21 protein-coding genes are annotated in these 22,183 nt (G+C 46.5%); 4 read left to right on the top strand and 17 right to left on the bottom strand.

Annotated elements, in window-relative coordinates; genetic code table 11:
* Positions 1–71: 71 nt before the first annotated feature.
* The 5 genes from ABY436_RS05500 to ABY436_RS05520 all read right to left on the bottom strand — a co-directional run bounded on the left by ABY436_RS05500 (position 72) and on the right by ABY436_RS05520 (position 2,506).
* Positions 72–749: a response regulator transcription factor gene (locus ABY436_RS05500; protein ID WP_372738017.1), complete on the bottom strand. Its 678-nt coding sequence runs from the start codon at positions 747–749 to the stop codon at positions 72–74.
* A gap of 15 nt (positions 750–764) precedes the next feature.
* A complete protein-coding gene (locus tag ABY436_RS05505) occupies positions 765–1,043 on the bottom strand; it encodes a PepSY domain-containing protein (RefSeq protein ID WP_372738018.1) in 279 nt (92 codons plus the stop codon).
* 289 nt (positions 1,044–1,332) lie between these two features.
* A complete protein-coding gene (locus ABY436_RS05510) occupies positions 1,333–1,518 on the bottom strand; it encodes a DUF2892 domain-containing protein (protein ID WP_372738019.1) in 186 nt (61 codons plus the stop codon).
* An 81-nt stretch (positions 1,519–1,599) separates the two neighbouring features.
* A complete protein-coding gene (locus tag ABY436_RS05515) occupies positions 1,600–2,259 on the bottom strand; it encodes a Crp/Fnr family transcriptional regulator (RefSeq protein WP_372738020.1) in 660 nt (219 codons plus the stop codon).
* Positions 2,252–2,506, bottom strand: a complete 255-nt coding sequence (locus ABY436_RS05520; protein WP_372738021.1) for a hypothetical protein — start codon at positions 2,504–2,506, stop codon at positions 2,252–2,254. Before ABY436_RS05520 ends, ABY436_RS05515 begins: the two co-directional genes overlap by 8 nt.
* Before the next feature lie 204 nt (positions 2,507–2,710).
* Between ABY436_RS05520 and ilvD the strand changes: the two genes are divergently transcribed.
* Entirely contained in the window at positions 2,711–4,555 is a 1,845-nt protein-coding gene (gene ilvD, locus ABY436_RS05525; RefSeq protein ID WP_372738022.1) for a dihydroxy-acid dehydratase, read from the top strand.
* Between the two features lie 73 nt (positions 4,556–4,628).
* On the opposite strand, the gene ABY436_RS05530 is transcribed toward ilvD, so the two are convergent.
* From ABY436_RS05530 to ABY436_RS05545, 4 genes are all read right to left on the bottom strand, one after another.
* The gene (locus ABY436_RS05530) at positions 4,629–5,372 is read right to left on the bottom strand and encodes a sulfite exporter TauE/SafE family protein (protein WP_372738036.1); all 744 of its coding nucleotides are present in this window, start codon (positions 5,370–5,372) and stop codon (positions 4,629–4,631) included.
* Entirely contained in the window at positions 5,372–8,101 is a 2,730-nt protein-coding gene (locus tag ABY436_RS05535) for an EAL domain-containing protein (RefSeq protein ID WP_372738023.1), read from the bottom strand. Before ABY436_RS05535 ends, ABY436_RS05530 begins: the two co-directional genes overlap by 1 nt.
* 60 nt (positions 8,102–8,161) lie before the next feature.
* Positions 8,162–9,403 carry an EAL and HDOD domain-containing protein gene (locus ABY436_RS05540; RefSeq protein ID WP_372738024.1) on the bottom strand — a complete coding sequence of 414 codons (1,242 nt, stop codon included), beginning with the start codon at positions 9,401–9,403 and terminating at the stop codon, positions 8,162–8,164.
* Positions 9,404–9,533: 130 nt separating this feature from the next.
* On the bottom strand, positions 9,534–10,721 hold the full coding sequence (locus tag ABY436_RS05545; protein ID WP_372738025.1) for an EAL domain-containing protein: 1,188 nt from the start codon (positions 10,719–10,721) through the stop codon (positions 9,534–9,536).
* 299 nt (positions 10,722–11,020) lie between these two features.
* Between ABY436_RS05545 and ABY436_RS05550 the strand changes: the two genes are divergently transcribed.
* Positions 11,021–11,245 carry a hypothetical protein gene (locus tag ABY436_RS05550; RefSeq protein ID WP_372738026.1) on the top strand — a complete coding sequence of 75 codons (225 nt, stop codon included), beginning with the start codon at positions 11,021–11,023 and terminating at the stop codon, positions 11,243–11,245.
* Between the two features lie 20 nt (positions 11,246–11,265).
* On the opposite strand, the gene ABY436_RS05555 is transcribed toward ABY436_RS05550, so the two are convergent.
* The 6 genes from ABY436_RS05555 to nosR all read right to left on the bottom strand — a co-directional run bounded on the left by ABY436_RS05555 (position 11,266) and on the right by nosR (position 19,036).
* Positions 11,266–11,769 (bottom strand): nitrous oxide reductase accessory protein NosL, encoded by a 504-nt coding sequence (locus tag ABY436_RS05555; protein WP_372738027.1) that lies wholly within the window; start codon positions 11,767–11,769, stop codon positions 11,266–11,268.
* Entirely contained in the window at positions 11,766–12,593 is an 828-nt protein-coding gene (locus ABY436_RS05560) for an ABC transporter permease subunit (RefSeq protein WP_372738028.1), read from the bottom strand. Before ABY436_RS05560 ends, ABY436_RS05555 begins: the two co-directional genes overlap by 4 nt.
* Positions 12,590–13,507, bottom strand: a complete 918-nt coding sequence (locus tag ABY436_RS05565; RefSeq protein WP_372738029.1) for an ABC transporter ATP-binding protein — start codon at positions 13,505–13,507, stop codon at positions 12,590–12,592. Before ABY436_RS05565 ends, ABY436_RS05560 begins: the two co-directional genes overlap by 4 nt.
* A complete protein-coding gene (locus tag ABY436_RS05570; protein ID WP_372738030.1) occupies positions 13,491–14,828 on the bottom strand; it encodes a nitrous oxide reductase family maturation protein NosD in 1,338 nt (445 codons plus the stop codon). The genes ABY436_RS05565 and ABY436_RS05570 overlap by 17 nt, the downstream gene beginning before the upstream one ends.
* Positions 14,829–14,930: 102 nt before the next feature.
* Positions 14,931–16,832 carry a TAT-dependent nitrous-oxide reductase gene (gene nosZ, locus ABY436_RS05575; protein ID WP_372738031.1) on the bottom strand — a complete coding sequence of 634 codons (1,902 nt, stop codon included), beginning with the start codon at positions 16,830–16,832 and terminating at the stop codon, positions 14,931–14,933.
* A gap of 47 nt (positions 16,833–16,879) precedes the next feature.
* A complete protein-coding gene (gene nosR, locus ABY436_RS05580; RefSeq protein WP_372738032.1) occupies positions 16,880–19,036 on the bottom strand; it encodes a transcriptional regulator NosR in 2,157 nt (718 codons plus the stop codon).
* A 325-nt stretch (positions 19,037–19,361) separates the two neighbouring features.
* Here nosR and ABY436_RS05585 point away from each other — a divergent pair, with 325 nt between their 5' ends.
* Together ABY436_RS05585 and ABY436_RS05590 are read left to right on the top strand one after the other, a co-directional pair.
* A complete protein-coding gene (locus tag ABY436_RS05585) occupies positions 19,362–20,408 on the top strand; it encodes an ethylbenzene dehydrogenase-related protein (protein ID WP_372738033.1) in 1,047 nt (348 codons plus the stop codon).
* 55 nt (positions 20,409–20,463) lie between these two features.
* A complete protein-coding gene (locus tag ABY436_RS05590; protein WP_372738034.1) occupies positions 20,464–21,189 on the top strand; it encodes a hypothetical protein in 726 nt (241 codons plus the stop codon).
* Positions 21,190–21,300: 111 nt separating this feature from the next.
* On the opposite strand, the gene ABY436_RS05595 is transcribed toward ABY436_RS05590, so the two are convergent.
* Complete coding sequence (locus ABY436_RS05595; RefSeq protein ID WP_372738035.1) at positions 21,301–21,798, bottom strand: MOSC domain-containing protein; 498 nt, start codon at positions 21,796–21,798, stop codon at positions 21,301–21,303.
* Entirely contained in the window at positions 21,788–22,180 is a 393-nt protein-coding gene (locus tag ABY436_RS05600; protein ID WP_372738037.1) for a methionine-R-sulfoxide reductase, read from the bottom strand. Before ABY436_RS05600 ends, ABY436_RS05595 begins: the two co-directional genes overlap by 11 nt.
* Positions 22,181–22,183: the final 3 nt, after the last annotated feature.

Consider the following 22,183-nt stretch of genomic DNA (forward strand, 5'->3'; position numbering starts at 1 on the left):
AATGATGCGAAAAGAAGCCTCGCCTTAAGAGACCTGGATGCCAGACCAGCAGAAGACTTCTTCATTGCATATTAAGAGGATGGCAGATCGAACCTGTACCCCAAGCCTCGTACAGTCGTAATCGGCTGGAGTTTCTGCTCGGGGTCAAGTTTCTGACGAAGGCGCCGGATAAATACTTCAAGAACATTACTATCCCTATCAAAATCCTGATGGTAAAGATGCTCAGTTAACTCAGACTTCGAAACCGTTTTTCCTGCATTGAGCATCAGATACTCTAACGTGCGGTATTCATAACTGGTCAACTTAACTGGCCGGGAGTCACATGAAACGACACGCCCAACAGTATCCAGGCTCAAGGCGCCGAATTCCAACACCGGTTTTGCGTGACCTGCCGCTCTGCGCAGCAGTGCATTCAGGCGAGCCATCAACTCTTCCATATGAAATGGTTTCACCAGAAAGTCATCAGCACCGGCTTCTAAACCTTCTACCTTATCCTGCCAATCACTACGTGCGGTCAAAATAAGAATAGGAAAGTTACGCTCATTAGCACGCCATTTTTTTATCAGATCAACGCCAGACAAGGACGGCAAACCCAAATCAACAATCGCCAGATCATAAGAAAATTCAGTTCCCAGGTAGAGAGCCTCCTGCCCATCGGCCGTTTCTTCTACAGTATATCCATTGGACTCCAGCCCACTGACCAGTTGACGACGCAAATCCGCATCATCTTCTACCACCAAAAGTTTCATATAACGCTCCTGATTTTACGGGGATAACAGCTCACCGCTGGTTGCATCAACCAACACCTCTTTTACATGCCCATTGTTAACTAAACGGATACGATATGCCAAGCCTGTTTCCAGCGTGAGTGTATCAGCCTTTACCACTTCTCCACCGACTGCCTTTTTAGCTATTTCGATGGCTTCACTCATTACAACAGTATCAGGAGCGTCTGAAGCTAAGGCAGCGCAACTAAGCACTGTTAATAACATCATCCATCTCAGCAAATGCTTGAGTAATGAAGTGTTGCGGGTATTAGGCATTATGGTAACCCTTTTGAGTTTAGCCTCTAAAGATAGTCAGCACAGTTTTATCGAAAAATGAAAAACAATGCCGTAGTATATCAAAGCGTAGCTAAAGCAAGACAAAAAATCAGGTCTGAAAATTATTATTATTAACAGTTTATTTCGACGCGACTAAGAAGCAGATTGTATCCCATAAGCATTAACGAATAGTTAATAACATCGATTAAACAATAAGCCGGCCACTAGCCTGACATAAGGCGGTGGAGTGTGGTCGGCCTATTTATTTTTTTCACTTGCGAACCTGTTACTACTTTTTACAAGTACTCACACCAATGATCTTATAGAGAGGACAGGTACCCACTAATGCGATCAGAATAACCGGAACACCAATCCATCCCCACGGGGTTTGAGGCCCTACAAAAACCAAAGCAATCAAAACCAACCCGATCAAAATGCGTATAACTTTATCTACAGAGCCAATATTTTTTTCCATGACCGTATCTCCAACTGTGTTTTAACGTTATCAATGGATTTTGCCCCTTAGCGAAGGCAAACACAGTGACAAAAGTCACATTCAGAGCTGTTGTTCTAAATAAACCTCCATCGCAGAGGGCGCTAATAACAATATTTGTCCACGGGAAAGCGACAACCACCCCTGCTGCTCCATCAGCTTCAAATGCCGGCTCACTACCTCTCTCGCGGTGCCCAGCGCGTCAGCGATCTGCTGATGCGATAAGGATAACACCAGACTTCTGCGTCCCTCATGAAGTAGATAGCGTGCCAAACGTGTTTCAATTCTCTCAAATGCAATCGACTGGACCAGCATCAATAAATTACTCAGACGTTGCGCGTATGAATCGAAAACAAAACTACGAAAAGCGGCTGATTCAGACAGAAGGTATGTAAAATCATCAGCACTCAGTAAAAAGAACGTCGCATCCTCTTCAACCACCGCTTCTGCCGGATAAGTGTTACCCGCCAGCAGGCAAGAGGTACTGAGCACACAGGTTCCCATCTGCTCAATACGATACATCTCCAGCTCTTTTCCCTGAGTCGACCGACCAAAAACCCTGATACAGCCGTCAACAAGAATCAGGAAACCTTTACATGCATCTCCCTGGCGCAAGACGACGCTCCCTTCTTCCATCGTCAGCAGCTGAGCATTGTGCAGCCGTTCTATTTGCAGGCTATTGAGGTTATCAATAAAAGGAAGGGCTTGAAAAAAATCACTCATCAGCTGATGATTGGCGCTGCCGGCGAACCGCCAACATGACGTAGCGGATATTATAAGTAAAGCCGATCAGAAGCGTGACAGGCAAGGTCAGCAGAAACACCTTGCCAAACGCGGGATTAGCCAACAGATGACCGAGCCACAAGCTGCCCAAACTAATAACGGCTAGCGGAATACCGGCTTTCATTAATATCCGTAACCACTTATCAGAACCTATTTTTTTGCGCTCAGACTTTATATCAGACATCATTATTCTCAGTTCATATAGATAAGACCATTCAGATAAGACTATCCCAGCTTTTCTCTCGTAATAAAAGATACGGCTATGCTTTACCTTCTTTTTTGAGATCCTCTTCACTTCTCTCAATTTACTATTCCGGCATTCTCTATCTGACCTGAGTTTCTGATATAATTCCCGACTAATATAATCAACAACTGACAGAGAGATTTATCCATGCCCGTTTATCGCTCTAAGACCTCTACTGCGGGTCGTAATATGGCTGGTGCCCGTGCTTTATGGCGTGCCACCGGCATGAAAGACGACGATTTTCATAAGCCTATCATTGCCGTTTCCAACTCATTTACCCAGTTTGTGCCCGGGCATGTCCATCTAAAAGATATGGGACAGCTGGTTGCACGTGAAATCGAAAAAGCGGGTGGCGTTGCTAAAGAATTCAACACAATCGCCGTTGATGACGGAATCGCCATGGGTCATGACGGTATGCTGTATTCGCTACCGTCACGTGACATTATTGCCGACTCCGTTGAGTACATGGTCAACGCCCACTGCGCCGATGCGCTTGTCTGTATCTCTAACTGTGACAAGATCACCCCCGGGATGCTGATGGCCGGCATGCGTCTTAACATCCCGGTTATTTTTGTCTCCGGTGGCCCGATGGAAGCCGGTAAGACCAAGCTTTCAGAACACAAGCTGGATCTGGTTGATGCAATGGTCATCGCCGTTGATGATACCGCCTCTGACGAGAAGGTCGCAGAGTATGAGCGCTCGGCCTGCCCTACCTGCGGTTCATGCTCCGGGATGTTTACCGCCAACTCTATGAACTGCCTCACAGAAGCCCTGGGACTATCTTTACCCGGAAATGGCACCACTCTGGCAACGCACAGTGACCGTCGCCGTCTGTTTGAAGAGGCGGGTGAGCGTATTGTCGAGTTAGCAAAACGTTATTATGAGCAGGATGACGAATCGGTTCTTCCGCGTAACATTGGCAACTTCAAAGCCTTTGAAAACGCGATGACGCTGGATATTTCCATGGGCGGATCGACCAATACTATTCTTCATTTGCTCGCTATTGCTCAAGAAGCCGAAATAGATTTTACAATGGCTGATATTGACCGACTTTCTCATACTGTCCCACAGCTATGTAAAGTCGCCCCCAACTCACCACTCTATCATGTTGAAGATGTGCATCGTGCGGGCGGTATCTTTGCAATATTAGGTGAATTGGAGCGCGCAGGTAAACTCCATACGGACATCCCAACAATACATAGCAACACCTTGCGGGAAGGTCTGGAAAAGTGGGATATCATGCGTAACCCATCAGCAGAAGTTATTAACTTCTTCAAAGCAGGCCCGGCAGGCATACCCACCCAAACAGCCTTCAGCCAATCAACCCGCTGGCCAACACTGGACGGTGATCGCGAAAACGGCTGCATTCGCTCACTTGAACATGCCTACTCTCTGGAAGGCGGACTTGCCGTTCTAACAGGCAACATTGCACTGGATGGCTGTGTTGTGAAAACTGCCGGCGTAGACGACTCGATTCTGGTCTTTGAAGGCTCGGCGCACGTCACCGAGTCACAAGACGAAGCGGTGGCTAATATTCTGGCTGACAAGGTTAAGCCTGGTGACATCATTATCGTACGATACGAAGGCCCTAAAGGCGGTCCGGGTATGCAGGAAATGCTCTATCCGACGTCTTACATCAAGTCCAAAGGCCTCGGCAAAGCCTGCGCATTACTGACCGACGGACGCTTTTCAGGCGGTACCTCGGGTCTGTCGATTGGACATGTCTCCCCTGAAGCTGCAGCAGGCGGTGCGATAGGCTTGGTTGAAAACGGCGATAAAATTCTTATCGATATTCCAAACCGTACGATTAACTTGCTGGTTTCTGATGAAGAACTCGCCAAACGTCGTGCTGCTATGGATGCCAAAGGCAAAGCTGGCTGGAAACCTGTTGAAGCACGTCCACGTAAAGTGTCGGCGGCGCTTAAAGCCTATGCCTTGCTGGCGACATCTGCTGACAAAGGTGCGGTGCGTGATTTAAGCATGCTGGAGTAAACTCTCTACAGCCCTATCAAAAAACCCGCATTCATATGCGGGTTTTTTCGTTGATCGCTACCGATACACTACCCTAAAAGAAAACCTGCCAACATAAACGCAAGGCTAAAGCAGTTACAACCCAGCTAAACAGTTGCTTAAACAGATCAGCAGACAGACTTTTCAGCAGATGCAAACCTACCCAGGTACCCACCGCCCCACTAATAATCATTAATACGATCACGAAAAACCAGTCCTGAAAAGCGAATCCGACCGTTAAGAAAACCATGGCTTTTAACATATGCTGAAACGACATACAGGCGGCAAAAGTAGCAACTGTCGGCAATTTGTCCATATTCTGGCGATGTACGAAAGCAGCCACGAGCGGACCGGTGGCACCGACAAAGGCAGATATAATAGTTGTCACCCCACCCGCAATAACCAGCTTTACGTTTGACAGAGTAACGGCTTTTGGCTTTGGCCCCCAGATTAAAAACAAGATAAAAAACGCCACACTTAAGCGAATAACATCTAACGGTAATTGAATAACTATCCAAACAGAAATCACCGCGCCGACAACGACTCCCAGAATAAACAAACGGCTCATTTTCCAGTCTATATGCTGGCGCGTCATATAAGCCCGGTTACCATTGGAGCCTAATTGCACCAATCCATGCACTGGAATCAAGGCCTGCACGGGTAAAATTTGCGCCATAATGGCTAATAACAACACACCTCCGCCAATCCCTACCGCAGCCGTCATCATGGATGTAAAGGCACTCATACTGACTAACACCCACAAGTCAAACTGGCCGAGCCCGTCCGGCAACCAGTCCATCACTGATCTCTTTCCTCCGTTAGCAGCACCAATAAATCGTTTAACACAACAGGATGACTAAACAAGTAGCCTTGCCCTACATCGCAATAATGCTCCTGAAGAAATGCCCGCTGCACCTCGGTTTCGATCCCTTCTGCTACGACACTCATATTTAAGCGATGGGCCATCGAAATCATGGCGGCGGTGATTTCCATATCATCCAGATGATCGGGAATATCTTTTATAAACTCCCGATCAATCTTCAGTACGTTGATGGGTAACGTCTTCAGGTAATTAAATGATGAATAACCAATGCCGAAGTCATCAATAGCAATAGTAATGCCCAAGGTCTGTAGTTCTTTTAGCGTATCAATGGCCAAACCAATATCATGCAGCAGTAACGACTCTGTAATTTCCAGCTCCATGCAGGTCGGGTCAATTTCATACTCCTCTATCACCTGGCGAACCATGACCAGTAGATTCGGGTCACGAAACTGTCGGGGGGATAAGTTAATAGCGATCTTTATATGCGACATGCGGTGCTGCGCAAGGTATTTAATAGTCTTGCAGGCCGCTTGCAGCACCCAGCGCCCCAGCGGCACAATAAAACCGGTCTCTTCAGCAACGGGAATAAAGTCCTGTGGCGAGATAACGCCCAACTCCGGATGATTCCAGCGAACCAATGCCTCGACACTGCAGATGGCTCCTGACTTCAGATCGATCTGAGGTTGATAAAGTAATGTGAAGTTATGCGCATCCAGCGCCTTAGGCATCTCTCTGGAAAAGCTAATATAAGCCTGAAGCTGATCATGCAGGCTTTCTGTAAAGAAACGGTATTGGTTACGCCCCTTCTCCTTTGCCTGGGACATCGCCAGATCCGCGTGCTTGAGCAGCACCTCCGGCGAATCACCATCTTTGGGTAACCATGCCAATCCGAGGCTGGTACTGATCTGCAGTTCATGCTCATTTATATGAAATGGCCGGGCTATTTCTTTCAAAATATTTTCAGCCACCAATTCGACATGCTCAACAGCCAGCACCGGATTTATTAATATGGCGAATTCATCCCCGCCTAAGCGTACTGCAATATCACTGTTACTCAGACAATCAATTAAGCGCTGAGCGACTTCGACGAGCAGCAGATCGCCGGCACCGTGCCCTTGCGTATCGTTAATGGTTTTAAAATAATCAAGATCCAGCAACATCACAACCGCCGGGTATTCCATCACATCTTGAGCAAACAGCCTTGAAAGCTCGCTGAAAAAAAAGCGCCTGTTAGGCAAACCCGTCAGCTCATCATATAAAGCCAAGCGCTCCATGCGCGCATGCGCAACTTTCAGATTCGTCACATCTTCACTCACGATGACATAGTGCGCCAGCTCACCGTCGTCATCATTAATAGGGGAAATCGATACCTGAGACCAGAAAGTGCCGCTATTCTTCTTTCTGCTTTGCAACTCCCCGCGCCAATGCTGACCAGAAAGGAGTGATTGCCATAATGAATCATAAAAATCAGCGCTGATCCATTTTCGGCTCAACAACTCTGCCTGCTGACCCACTACCTCTTCAAACGTGTAGCCTGTGGTCTCAGTAAACATAGGGTTCACATATTCAATCGTACCGATAACATCCGTAATCATCACACTGGATCCTGCATGCGTGATAGCGCTGGACAGTTTTTTCAGTAATGCTTCAATATTTTTATGTTCAGTAATATCCTGACACGTTCCATAAATCCGGGTAGTTTCTCCGTTTTGATTGACCGAGACATCACTCAAAAGCTGAACATGGCGGATAGCTCCTGATGAAAAAGGCAGCGATGAAACAGGCTCCGCCGGAGCTACCACGCGGTAATAAATATTGATCGGCCGTGCCTCATCTTTCATTTTCTTCAGTTGTGTTAATACCTTATCGCGATCAGCCGGATGCACACCTGAGACAAAGCTGTCTACACTCAGAAGCTGCTTATCTGTAATCGATAAAATATTTTTTACACTCTCTGAGCACCAAAAAAGATCATCAGAAAGGCGCCACTCCCAACAACCTAATCGTGCGATCTGATGTGATTCTTTAAAGCGCTCTTTAGCAGAAACAAGGGCTTTGATTTCGGTTTTACTTTGCAACTCTTGTTCTGCCAACGATTGCCGCATTGTAATAAAGGTGGAGAAGAGCGGTGCCAATACAGAACCTTTTGCAATCCGGGGAAGAGGATAATCAGTACCCCCCGTCCTTATCTGCTCTGAAGCAAGCACTAACTGCCTTATCGGTGTTAATAACAGCCGATGTTGCAACAACAACATCAGTAAAAACAACACACATACCAGAACAATCGAGATCATTACATAAGGGCGAACCTGATTTTCTAACTGAAGAAATATTGCATCCACGTTAATCCAGGCCGCCAACTGCAGAGCGCTACCTTCAATAGGGTAATGAATAAGATGAGCACTACTGCCATACCCAAGCGGAGGGACTATGTGATTATCAGATGAGTTCGGGTCGACTAAAAAAATAGTTCGCCAATACATACCCTCCCCTGCATCAATATCCATAGAAGAGATCAATGTGTTGGCGCTAGAAGGGGATATTTTAATGGCTTCACCGATCAAATAAGCGCTACGGTTAACCTCGGCAACTTTCTCTTCGAGAACTTTGTTGTACACACCAGGCAGCCAGAACTGTTCAACCAGTAAAATGTAAACCAGTAATAAAGAGACCGGAAACAATAATAAGACGGTTAAACGTTTCACCCACTGCGCTCCTTATTCTGATAAGTACCAGCGGTAGACTGAACCTAGTTGGGGTGAATGTTAACTTTGCAGCGCATTCATAACTTGCTCAGACCATTTCAAACTGTGGCGATAGGCAACTTCATACAAAGGACGGTCAATCTGTCCATGTAACTGATCAAACTGGCCTCGCTCATAATTCTCCACATCCTGGAGCGTTTCACCCATCGAGCCTGAATAATGCAACAACGCATTTTTAAGCTCATGACTCAGAGGTACTTCCTGTAACAGTTCCTGCATTTCAATATCAAACATGGCATCCAATTGCGAAAGCAAACCTACAATGAAGTAGTTCATCGAAGATTCCCGGCCCATCAGCTCAGCCAGCAACTCACACATTCTTCCCCGGATAAGCATACTGCGTGTCAGCTCATTCGGTTTTCCATCTTCAGAGGTCGTCAAAAACAACAGAATCCAGCGACGTATTTGTTCCATGCCCAATAAGGTGATCGCATGGGAAAGAGAGTTGATCTCACGTGGCACATGAAAAGCGGCCGAGTTCACGACTTTTAAAATCTTATACGTCAACGCAGGGTCATTAATAGCAATCCCTTCAAGCGAAGCGCCTGTAGCACTTTCCTGCTGAAGCTCACCTAACAGTTGCAACAATAAGACTTTACTAGTGCCGATTTTTTTCCCTTTTACCGCTACCGGACGACTGAGGAAGTAGCCTTGATATAAAGAAAAGCCCATTTCGAGACATTGACGAAACTCGTCTTTGGTTTCTACTTTATCCGCCAGTAAATCCAACTGATAAGGCTTAAGCTTGTGGATGATTTTGGGCAATTGAGATAAACCCAGTCGCTGAATATCCAGTTTCAGAACATGAATAACGTTTAACAGCGGATCGAAACGGGAATCCTCAGGATCATAATCAGCTAAAACGATTCGATAACCTTTGTGCGAAAACTCTTTCACTTTTGCTATAAACAAAGGCGTTATGTCAGAACGACCGAGTATTTCCAGCGAAAACAACGTAGGGGGTAATTCAGGTAAACTATCACCGAGGAGGACTTTGTCGGTAATTTTAAGATAGCAGGGTAGCCTTTTACTGCCTTTCTCTGCCACGATATTAGCGTAGGTATTCATGACCACATCAAAAGTAGCTATATCATCTCTAATCGCCCGTAAATCTGAACCTTCTTGACCACGAAAGAGCAATTCAAAGGCAACTACATCCTGACTTTTTGAAAAAATGGGCTGACGCGCCATCAGGACACTTAGCTGCTCTTCACCCTGAAGGGTAGATGCTAATTTTGACACAAAACGCTCCGACTACAGATATATGGATATCAATTGACTAATAACATAGCTGATAATAATTAATGACGCTTGAAAAGCTCAGATAATACTAACACCCAACCCTAACGATACGCTAAATTTGATCATTATTTTAGTGAGTCATTTTATCCCAATCACGTAGCCACTTTTCAAGCTTATCAACGCTCATCGGTTTAGCGATGAAATACCCCTGGAAGCTATCACAACCCGAGTGGCAAACCATTTGCCAATGTGCCAGCGTTTCTACCCCTTCAAGAACCACTCGCAGCCCTAAACGATTAGCCATGCCTATCATCGAATCAAGCACAGGTCTTTCACTTTCAGAGGCAACAGCATTTTGTACAAATAAGCGGTCAATTTTCACCTCATTGAAAGGCAAACTCTGCAGACGCTCAATAGAAGAGTAACCGGTACCAAAATCATCAATCGATAGATTAATCCCATACATCGAAAGACGGCTTAGCACTTCCAGAGCCTTGATACGGTCTTCATTTAAACAGGACTCGGTTATTTCAAGCGTCACCAGAGTAGGTGTAATGCCGTATTTATTTATCTGTTCAAGAATAAAGCCCGGAAGCTCCAGGTCATTGAGTAACAACGCAGAGATATTGATAGCAATACGATAGCAATGACCCTGCTGATGCCATATTTGCCATTGTTTGAAGACAGTAATAATTTGATCTTTCGTCAGGCGAAGAATCAAACTATGTTGTTCCATTAAAGCGATAAAATCATCGGGAAAAACCAGATCTCTCCTGGGACTCTTTAGTCTGGAAAGTGCTTCAAAGCCAACAACATTGCGTGTCATCGCACACACCTGGGGCTGATAGTAACACTCAAAATAGCCCATTTCTAACGCATCGATTAACTCGGGTACGGTTAATATCTCTTTAACAGCAGCGGGAGGTTTTACTGCGCCATGACTGCCGATACTCTGCAGTAACTGAACAACCGACTGAGGAGAGATAGGTTTAATAATAGTGCCTAAAAATTTCAGGCGATGATTACGCACCAGATGTTCTACAGACTTGAGCACACGATGAGAGACTGAACTGACAATAACGATATAACCCTGAAAGCCTCTCTCTGCCAGCATGCGTAAAAAAGCTACTCCATCAACATCGGGCAAATTCAGGTCGCAGAAAACAACATCAATAGAGGCGGGATTATTTTCTAGTAAGACCAGTGCATCGGCCACATTATTAGCAACAAATGCTTCCGCTGCACCCAGTTCATCCATAATGATCAACTGCAGCAATCCGGTAATGGCCTTGCTGTCATCAAGGATTAAACACTTCATCTTCCTAATGTCCATATGAATCCGTTCATCATTCAGTTCAGAATATATTCAGTATAGCCAAACTTTGGAGTGAGATACTATAGGGGGCTCTAAACAAAAATGCTTATTTTATAAGACTTTTAAAAGCCGCTAACGCTTTCTATACCAATTCAGCATCCGTATTGAAATAAGATCAATGCTTTCTTTTTAAGCCCTTACAAAAACAACGCTACTGATAATCGATGTGTTTCAGCTTGATTATTGACAGACAGGTAAGAATAACGCACCCTCTTTTGCTGGATTAACAGGAGGATGATTTCATGAGCGAACAAGGCAGCGCAGGCAATGTAATAGCCGCTTTGTGTAACATTTTTATTCCGGGACTGGGGCACTTGGTACAAGGACGCTTACTTGCCGCATTTTTCTTTTTTCTTACCACCGCAGCGGGATACGCCATGTATTTTCTGATATTTCCCGCCATCATTGCCGCTGTCATCCACTTAATCAGTATTATCAGTGCGGCCCGTTATAAGCCTCAGCCATAATACAGCGGCTTGTGTCATGCTCAGATAATATTAAGTATCAGCTCATCAAAGCGCTTCAGCTCACCACCAAACTCTTTTGCAAAAGATTCGGCACTTTCTTTCGTTTTAAAGCTTCCCAGTGTTGGCCCCATCGCACCTTTTTTAGTCGATCCGACAACAAACCAAGCTTCGCGAGCGTCGATATAAGTATCTTCACCGGGCTCATCCCACGGATTAACCGCCATATCATGTACAAACACAGACTGGATATTATGTTTATGCTCAGGATCAAGTGCATAAGCAAACATATCCCGCGTTGAGCAAAACTTCATGTTTTGCTTTATACCACGCTCGTATACCTGGCCTTTAGGGCCCGGAAAGCGCGCAATTAACATGCCGCAAAGGTGGCACTCATCCGCACTTTCAATGGCCATCGCCTTCTGCGCCATCACCTTTTCTGCCGAACCCTCATTACATCCTGTTAAGCCGAAAACAGCCAATACCAATAGTACAGCCGGGATGTGCATATCGAAAAAGCGCTTCACAATGTTCTCCTGTTAAATAACGCCAGCGCCAATACGACGGGTACTGACAGCCAGACCAGCAAACTGATTAACAATGAAGTAGTCGACAAGCGCACATGCTCAGCGATAGCCATCAAGCCACTTAATTGCTGATCAGCAAAGTAGGTAATATTCACCAGCCGAAAGATATCGGTTGGATTCAACAGCAGCAAATAGGGAAACAGTTCAGCGTCCACGTCGCCTTGCGTACCCACGAGCAAGCCCAACAGGCCCAGATCAAACACCAGCACGAACAAAAACCAGACAACCAATGCCAAACCTGCCGCTTTCGATTTTTCGGTCACACTGACACTAATCACATAGGCGAATGCAATAAAGATCCAGCCCAGCAAAATGGCAGACAGAATAAACAAACTAAAGGGAACGACTAACGCCGCCCAACTGATATCCGGTGCAAACAACCCCATGATCAACGCAGCAGAGCCGAAGCCCACTAAGGTAGAAAACGCCATAATAGCGCCGTGGCCGAGCATTTTGCCGCACAGAAGCTGCCAACGTGATAATGGATAAGTGAGTAGCAACAACAAGGTGCCGCTTTCATCTTCACCTACGATACCGTCGTAGGCCAGCATCAGCGCGATCAGTGGAATAATAAAAACAGCCAGACTCGCGAGGCTGATAATGGTGGTAGATAACGACGTAAAGCCGACTTGCCCTGCAGCCGCTGAGCCAAAATAGGCTAAGCCCGTAGCCAATACAGCAAAAATCACAGCGATGGAAAGCACCCAACGGTTACGTAAACCATCACGAAACTCTTTTGCTGCAACGGTAATGATTGGGCTCATAGTATGCCCTCCATCTCAGGACCCACACAGGTACGGGTATAGTGGGTATAAAGATCCTCAAGCGAGGGTAAATGCAGGTCAATGTCAGTCACACCGGCTTGCGCCAGCATATGCTGCATGACTGGCATTTTTTCCTCTAAAGAGAGTTTCAAACTGACACCATCCGCTAACGCGATCGCACGCGATTGCAGATCTTGTGGTAACTGCAGGTCAGTACCTTTCACATTCAGCGTGAGCGGTAACTCAGCCTGCTGACGCAAAGCATTCAAACTCCCCTGAGCCAACACGGCGCCCTTGCCCATAATCATGGCCCGATCGATATATTTCTCTACGCCAGGCAGCACATGAGAACAAAGAACCACCGTACAACCCTGCTCTTTAAGCTGAGCAATACGATGATAAAAATCCTGAGTCGCCAACGGATCTAATCCGACAGTGGGTTCATCCAACAACAGCAATTTAGGGTTTCCCAACAATGCCTGAGCCAGGCCAAGCCGTTGACGCATCCCTTTTGAATAGGTTTTAACGCGTCGGCCAGCCGCTACCTTCAAGCCAACCTGTTCAAGCAAGCGATGACATTCCGATACCTGAATACCTTTAAGACGAGCGAAGTAACGCAGCACTTCCAGACCAGTTAACTGCTCATAGAAGCTGACATTTTCCTGGAGAAAGCCTAGCTGATGGCGCTCCCGCCTTGCCTCAGATAGTGTCGGATCCTGGCCAAACACACGTACCGAGCCCGCACTGGCTTTAATCAATCCGAGAATCAATTTAATGGTGGTGGTTTTACCTGCACCGTTATGCCCAAACAAGCCCAGCACTTCACCCTGCTGCAACACCAGATTCAACGGTTGCAGAGCATGCACCCCCTGATAGCGTTTCTCTACACCGCTTAACTCAACTATGTTTGTCATCAATCTTTTCCGTCACTGCCGCATCGCTGGCCGTTGAAGGCGATAAATTTTCTGGCATTTGCATCAAAGGATGGGTATCAACAACGCCCTGTGCCTTAAGCACCGGGAACTGCCGCTGTACCCAACGAATTGTCTCAACTGCCGGACTATTCAACAGCACCTTGGCAGCAGGAAATTTCCATAACAGACGATCAACTCCATCTGTCGGTTCATATTGTGTATCACCGATGCCATCGGCATCCATATCCCATCCGAGGTAGTCACTCCAATAATTCCCTACCCCTTCGTGAGACCAATTCTGCTGGCGCGTAGCGACATATTTAACCTGCTCGCGGTTATTCACAAACGCATTAGCGGTAAAAATATTGTCTTCGGATCCGGCGGTCATATGCACACCTAAATCACTGTCTGAAAAATGATTGCCGCGTATCTGGTTAAACAACGAGTTATAAATAAACAGAGCTTTACCTTCAGTTACAGAAGACCCGCTCGTGGACCGGTTATTCTGCACGCCCGACACTCGATTATTTTCAAGTGTCGATTGCGTAATGAAATTCATCAATATTCCGTAGTTGGAATCATTCTCTGAAATATTATTGGTAACCGTCAGAAACTTTGATTGCATCAATGCATAACCGGTACGGGTATTAACCGTGCGGTTAGCCGACACCAGGTTGTGATAAGAATACATATAGTGCACGCCATATCGTAAGTCGTGCAGATAGTTGCCGATCAGTTCATTGTTATTACTGGTATCAATATAGATACCATCACGGGTATGCCACACTTCGTTGCCTTCAACCCGCGCCTTGCCGACATTAAAAAGATGAATCCCATTCCCACGATCCTGTGATCGAACCTGTAAATTACCTTCTATGCGGTTTGCTTTAATCAGTACTTGCTGGGTACCGTCCACCCAAATACCGAACGTATCGCCTACCAGATAGTTATTCAAAATGTGTGTTCTGGCTGCTTGTTTCTTCACAAACACTGCGGAATCCATCTCCGTCAAATCAGCGCCCCAGTTGCGTATCTGCAACGACTCAATGCGAACATCCGGTGCCTCAACTACAATCGCATGACCTGTACCATTGGCATCAATAACCGCACCGGACTTACCCGTCAGAATCAGCGGCTTATCAACCGTAAAGTTGCCAATATATCGGCCGGCATCCAGCAGCAGCTGGTCGCCCGGCTGTGCGCCATCAATGGCAACCTGAAGGCCATAAGAGGGAGTCACAACACGTACATCTGCACTGACGACTGTCAGCATACAAAGCTGAACCAGCACTACAAGAATAAAGTTGTGCCCTAATCTCATCCCATTCCCCCTATGACTTACCGTAAGACAACAAAAGCCAGACGAAAAACGGCTGGCTTCTGTTGGAAATTACGGGAAAGTCAGGCTTTCCCGCAAGGTAGATCAGGCTTTTTCAACCAGCATACGACCACGCATTTCCATATGAAGCGCATGACAGAACCAGTTACAGTAATACCAGTGCACACCGACATCATTAGCCATAAAGGTAACCGACGCTGTTTGCTGCGGGCTGATTTCCATCTGCACACCGTGATTTACCACACAGAAACCATGCGATACATCTTCGATCTGATCCAGGTTAGTAATGACAACTGTCACTTCATCTCCCTGTTTCACTTTAAACTCATTCATGCCATAGGCTGGCGCTACCGATGTCATATAAACACGTACCTTGTTACCGTCACGAATCACTTTATTATCGGTTTCAAGTGTCACGCCATCTTTCTTCGCCATATCAACCGTCATCGCGAAAGTAGGATCCTTACGGTCATACAGCTTACGCGTCTTAACTTTCGAGCGGTGAACAATGATACAGTCATGCGGCTCTGCAAAAGCAGGCCCATCGTGAATCAACTTCATCTCATCACCGGAAATATCGATCAGTTGATCGTTCTCGGGATGTAGCGGCCCACACGGCAAGAAACGGTCTTTCGAAAATTTCTGCAAAGACACAAGGTATTGACCATCCGCATCACGGGTTTCACCCATCGAAGTATGGTTGTGACCTGGCTGATAATGCACATCCAGCTTCTGCAGGATGTAATCAACTTTGTCACCCTTGTACGCAGCAATCGCTTTATCGACATTCCACTTACAGATCTGGCTATCGATAAACAAAGTGGTAAAGGCATTTCCTTTACCATCAAACGCTGTATGCAATGGCCCCAGGCCCAGCTCAACTTCAGCGACAACCGTATCACGCGGTTCAATCGCATCGTCAAACAATGCATCAAATTTATCCAGTTGGAATACGGTAACGGTTGGGGATAACTTGCCATTCGCTACTGCGTACTTACCATCCGGTGACGTATTGATACCATGCGGGTTCTTTGGAACAGGTACATAGCGAGTCAGCTCAGAACCTTTACGACCATCCAATACAGGCACTTCAGAGTCACCCAATGTTTGGAACTTGCCAGCTTTCACTGCGGCTTCGATACGCTCAATATTGAAAATAACCAAGTGATCACGCTCATTACGCATAGAGCCTGCCAGATCGACTGCACCTTCAGAGTTATAACACGTAGAGAATGCATACTTACCGGTGTAATCCGCATCAGTGTTATCAAGGTTCCCGTCTACGATAATCTGCCAATCTACTTCCATGGTCTCAGCATTCAGGCCGTTAAACAGCGTGTAGTAACCTGCAATGTCGTCCATATTGGTGCCATTATTCGGATGCGGCATACGGAATTCGGCATTAGCGAAGACATACTTGGTAAAAGGCACTTTCTGTACACGCAAGCCATGAATTGCTTGGCAGTTAGGTATAGTCGTGATCTTATCAGTTTTCATAATATCAACGCGGATACGGGCTACACGGGTGTTTGCCTTATCGTTGATGAAAAGATATTTACTATCATAATGACCATCGGTCATGGACATATGAGGGTGATGACAGTCACCATTCAACGGTGCGTTTTCACCCAAAACAGCTTTAGACTCATTGGTGATACCCCAACCGGTAGCACTATCAACATTGAAAACAGGGATTCGCATCAACTCACGCATTGAAGGCAAGCCCAAAACACGCACTTCACCCTGATGACCACCACTCCAAAAACCGTAGTACTCATCTAATTCACCCGGACCTACGGTATGCTTGGCATCTGAGGATGCGTGAGCGACGGAGGGCATCATTGTCGAGCCAAAACCGACACCGGCTGCACCCACTAACGCAGCTGAACCACCCAGAAACAGACGACGGCTCAATTTTACATGCTCACTGGCATTGCGGTCTTCTGTATCAATCACGGGTAGATCTTTATCTTTAGGATTAATCATTTATTTTCTCCGAAACAATTATTTTTCGATGTTTGTTAGTTCACTGATCAGGTTTTTACAGAATCAGTAATATCTATACTCGGTATGTGGTTTTGAACCAGCGCCGCTTTTTGCGCTTTACGTTTTTTCACTACAAGTGGAGGACACTTATCATGGTTGTGATAGGTCATCTGGCAATCCAGACAGTGATGGCACTCGTTAGCATTGATGGTGCCATCAGGATGAATCGCCTGAATCTCACATTCATTTGCACACAGCTTGCAGGGTTGGCCGCACTCTTTACGACGATACAACCAATCAAACAGGCGTAACCGCGAAGGAATCGCCAATGCTGCACCCAATGGGCAGATATACCGGCAGTAAACTTTACGGGTAAAGATAGAGACAAACAGCAAGATGCCGGCATAGAGAACATATCCCCACTCACGCTGGAACTTCAGCATGATGGCCGTTTTAAAAGGTTCGACTTCTGCATAGCGCTCAGCTTCACCAATCGACTCAAGCGATACAGCAAACAAGAGTAATAAAATAATGTATTTGATCGCCCAGAGTCGCTCATGCACCGCAAACGGAAGTTCGTACTGTTTGATTTTTACTGCTCTGGCAATCTCATTAATCAGCTCTTGTAACGCCCCGAACGGGCACAGCCAACCACAGAAAATACCCCGCCCCCACAGCACCAGGGTCATCGCGACAAAACCCCAGAGAATAAACAACACCGGATCTAACAGAAATACATCCCACTGAAACTTACCCATAGCCGCATGCACAAACGTAAATACGTTAACAATCGACAGCTGCCCTAAGGTGTACCAGCCAATAAAGAACACCGTATATGTAAGAAAGATATGACGAACATTACGTAACAGTTTTGGATAACGTACCAACCAGTCCTGGAGGAAAATAATGACCGTCAGGAGCAGTAAGCTGACACTTAATACACCAATTTGAAACGCTTTATCCTTCCAGACAGATACCCACAAAGGCTCGTCGACAGGCGCTTCCACTATCACTGGCTCAGGGCGAGTGATATAAGCCTCTGGTGTCATGTAGTCACCAAAAAAACTGGTAAAGACGCTGTCTAACGCACCGACTTGTCGACGCACCAGCAATTCAACCTGCCAGGGGGTGCCGATATCAAACTCATACTGGCCACGAACGATGAACAAGGCCATCTCAGCAAAACCGGGAAAGCCTTTAATATATACATCATTTAAACGATAAAAATCGGAATCGTGAAAGCTAATCACTTTATCGGATTGCTGCAGCTGCAATCGATCGAAAATCCCGCCACGTACATAGCCGTTACCTTTAAAGGAGTAGCGGCCTTTGCCCATCACAGCAATCACCTGATCACCGGGCTTAATTTCACCCATCAACCAGTTATATTCGCTATCACCTAATAAGTTACGACCAATGGTCGGAATATTAACCGGCGCATAGTAAAGATCGATAAAGGGTTCCTGCTGATGCTGCCCTTCACCTGGCCCCTGCTTTTCTGCTGCTGTGCCTTTAAAGGCTTCATTTACATCGCCACGTGTTAGCGACAGATGACGAATAGATCCATCACCGGTAAGTTGGTCCCAGCCAGCTTCCTTAAAAACATCAGTTCTGACCGTAGAGGGAGGAGTTTTCGCCTCCTCAGATAACCCCAGCAACCCTAGCTGCTGAGCTACTTTGCGGGCAGCACGCATCACAGTTTCGTTCACTACCATGACGGTGACGGTTGCACCGGAAATAGCATCCAGACTAATCACATCACTGCTATTAGCCGCACCTACTTTAATTCTGTCCGTCAGTTTGAACGGCAGATACTGTGCGGCGAAGTCAAATAACGTATGCTCAGGAATACCCACCAGCAGAATGGGCTCATGGTGTTCAAGCACTGTGGATAACTTAAAATTCCCTTCCAGATCAATGGCTATAAGCATTCTGACGGGCTTACCGGAATAAGCGGCGATATCAACAACATCCTGTGACTCAAAGGCATACCCCAGTACCTGCTCACCCTTAGTGACGGTACGGATAATCGCAGAGCCCTCTGCAATCGGCGCTTTTTCACTGATATCCGTCGCTTCCGGAAAGACACTGCGGATCAACTCAAGCTGCTGTTGTTGTGAAACGGGGACCATCGCAAATACACTGGAAGCCAGAATGAAAAACGTAAATAGCGTAACGATCCATCGTTTTATATACCTGTTCATCAAACGTTCTAACCTCTTAAACTGTATATCAGACTGCGACATAATGACGCAGGTTATAGAAACGCCACATAAAGCGACTTGACCAATATCAAACAACCGATATATCAGTCGCGTCTAATGGTCATCGCAAACCGTGATCTTTATAGTCTTGTAGCTGCTATACGACCCTTGATGCGACTAGCCTTTGCTCTGGCCAACGCCCCATACGGTTCAAGATTGACATACATCAAGCAATTCTCTGTTTAGCCGAAGCCCCTGCTTATATGAGCTACCAAACGCCAGAACACTCTCTATGCTGAAGACAGACATATAAGGAGAATAAAAAATGCGTAAGACTCTGACTCTAATTGCAGCAACGGCGACTAGCATCCTTTTAGTTCCGGTCGCTCAGGCAAAACCACTGGGCATACTTGAGAACGTCGCCACCACGACTGCCATAGAAGTGGATGGTATGGCTGAAGCAGCATGGGATGCGGCCCCGGTACTTAGCGTGGTACTGGATCAAACCCCCTACAAACCAAACAACGGTTATGAAGGCATCACCAAAACCACGATGACTGTACGCTCGATGCACGATGACAAAAACGTGTACTTTTTCCTGGAGTGGGATGACCCGACAGAGAGCCTGAACCGTTATCCATGGATGAAACAATCTGACGGCAGCTGGAAACAGCTGGCGAATAAAGATGATACCGGACACGACAACACCTATTACGAAGATAAAATGTCGATCCTCTGGAATATTGATGTTAAGGCATTCGATAAAAAGGGCTGTGGGGCTGCCTGTCACATGGCAAAAGGTGGCAAACAAAAGGGACGGGACGATAAAGCACCCGGCCGTAAGTACACTAAACCGGGTACAACTCTCGACATGTGGCATTGGAAAGGCGTCAGAACCAATCCAAATGCTCAAATTGACGATCAATTTATCGATGACAACACCGATCCGGAGAAGAACAAAGGGTGGGGACGTCACGGCGACCACAAAACAGGTGGCGGATACAAAGACAACATAGCTGATGGTAAACCGGCATTCGTGCAAGCAGACCTGGCCGCTGATGCCACTGTGATCTTTGAAAGCCAGAAAATGCCTTTCAGCAGCGATATGGATGAGATCAAACGTATTCCAGGCATAGTAACATCGGCCTTTTCTGGTTCACGTGGTGATATCGCCGCCAAAGGAGTATGGAAAGATGGCAAGTGGTACTTAGAGATCAGTCGTGCGCTTGTTACCTCTGGAGAGAAAGCAGATGTGCAGGATGTACAGTTTAATGACCTGAAAAAAACTTACAGTTTCGGCCTGTCTATTTTCGATAACAGCCAAATTAATCATGTTTACCATAACGGCGTATTAAACATGGTATTTAAATAGCAATACCTGAGGTGGGCGAAAGCCCGCCCGTCAGACACAATTGATATGGAATCCTATGATGATTAAAGCTCTCAATCCTGCTGCTCGTATCGCTCTATCTGGGTTTTGTCTCTCCGTACTCATGGGGCTGGCTTATGCCATGCTGGCTATTTCCATGAGCGTTACCGGAGGTAAAACACTTATTCCCAGCCTTGATAAAGTGCAGCAAAAATACGCGGGCATTATGATCGTCAGTGCTATGCGCGGCTCTATGTATGAGCATGTATCGGAAGATGAATCCATCGATGCGGTTCAGCAATGGGTTGAGGCTGGCGCCCCCGAAGACACTTATGATTCTCATATCGCAGAGATAATGGATACCGATTGCACTAACTGCCACAGTGTCGACTCGACCATGACAGAAGCGATCCCATCCATGCCGCTTACCCGCTATGAAGAGGTGCTTGCAACCACTTCACGCGGGCAACCCTGGAGTAAAATAGCAGTACAAACGCACACTCACCTTTTTGCTATCAGTGCACTCATCATGATGTTAGCGATTGCACTCTCTTATACACAAACCCACAACTGGGTTAAATACCTGCTGATCAGCAGTGCATTTATAGGCTTATGGGGCGATACACTCTCATGGACATTAGCAAAATACGTTGCCTTTGCGGGCTATCTGATTCCGTTTACCGGTGCGTTATTAACGGGTTCAATCGCTGCTATGGCAATGATAGTTTTACTCGACTGCTGGGTTAAGGTACCGCTGATCGCGGCCGCTAACCAAAAATCTTAAGCTGACACAAATAGCCATCAAGAATCAGCCAGTACCGATGCGCTAAAGATACAGAGAAGCCCTCACAAGGAGCTTCTCTGTATCTGTGTATCAAGCCTTCACAAGCTCACACTAGAGCTTAACCACCTCATCACCTACCCCGATAACGCCACCCTTCAGAATCTTTGCGCAGATACCGCCGTGGCCTAGCATGGCGGCGACCGCACCTTTACCCAGCGCTTGCTCCATGCGCAGACAAGGGTGGCATTGCGCTGTAGCTTCAAATTCCACGTCACCAATACGAAAACGCTGATGCCTGAGTGCCATCAAATTGATACCAGACACCACCAAATTACGCCGTAATACAGCAGGATCAATCGACTCAAGCATCAACAGTTTGGCCACTACCCCGATATGCTCCTGATTAATTAAGGTCACCTGTCGGGCCGAACCCGGCGACCCCTGACAGCGCCGGTCTCCGGCAAGCCCCATATCAATGATCGCTTCTACTTGTAAAACCCGCTGCATCTCCACTTTGCGTTCGGGACGTAAACCAATCCACTCCAAACGGCCCGGTTTAAGATCCTGTAGGTGCCGGCTTAATAAACGCCCAACCGTGTTAACACCCACCGCTTTTCGCTTTTACGAATTTTATAGAGATCGAATTAACACAATGACGCGTATCCTTTTCAGTCAACCGCTCGCCTTCAAAAACGTGTCCCAGATGGCCCTCACAATTAGCACAGACAATTTCTGTACGGCTGCCATCCGCATCGGTTACACGTTTGATAGCACCTTCAATTTCATCATCAAAACTCGGCCAACCGCAACCAGATGAAAATTTATCCGTCGAACGGTAAAGAGGCGCGTCACACTGCTTACAGACAAACATGCCATTTTCATAGAAGTCATCGTACTCGCCTGTAAAAGGCCGTTCAGTACCTTTGTGCAGAATCACCCGCTGCTCTTCTGCATCCAGTGGATTTAACTTTACATCCCGGGAAGTGCTCATAAA

Origin of the sequence: Neptunomonas sp. (assembly GCF_041601355.1) — a bacterium.
GTDB lineage: Bacteria > Pseudomonadota > Gammaproteobacteria > Pseudomonadales > Balneatricaceae > Neptunomonas.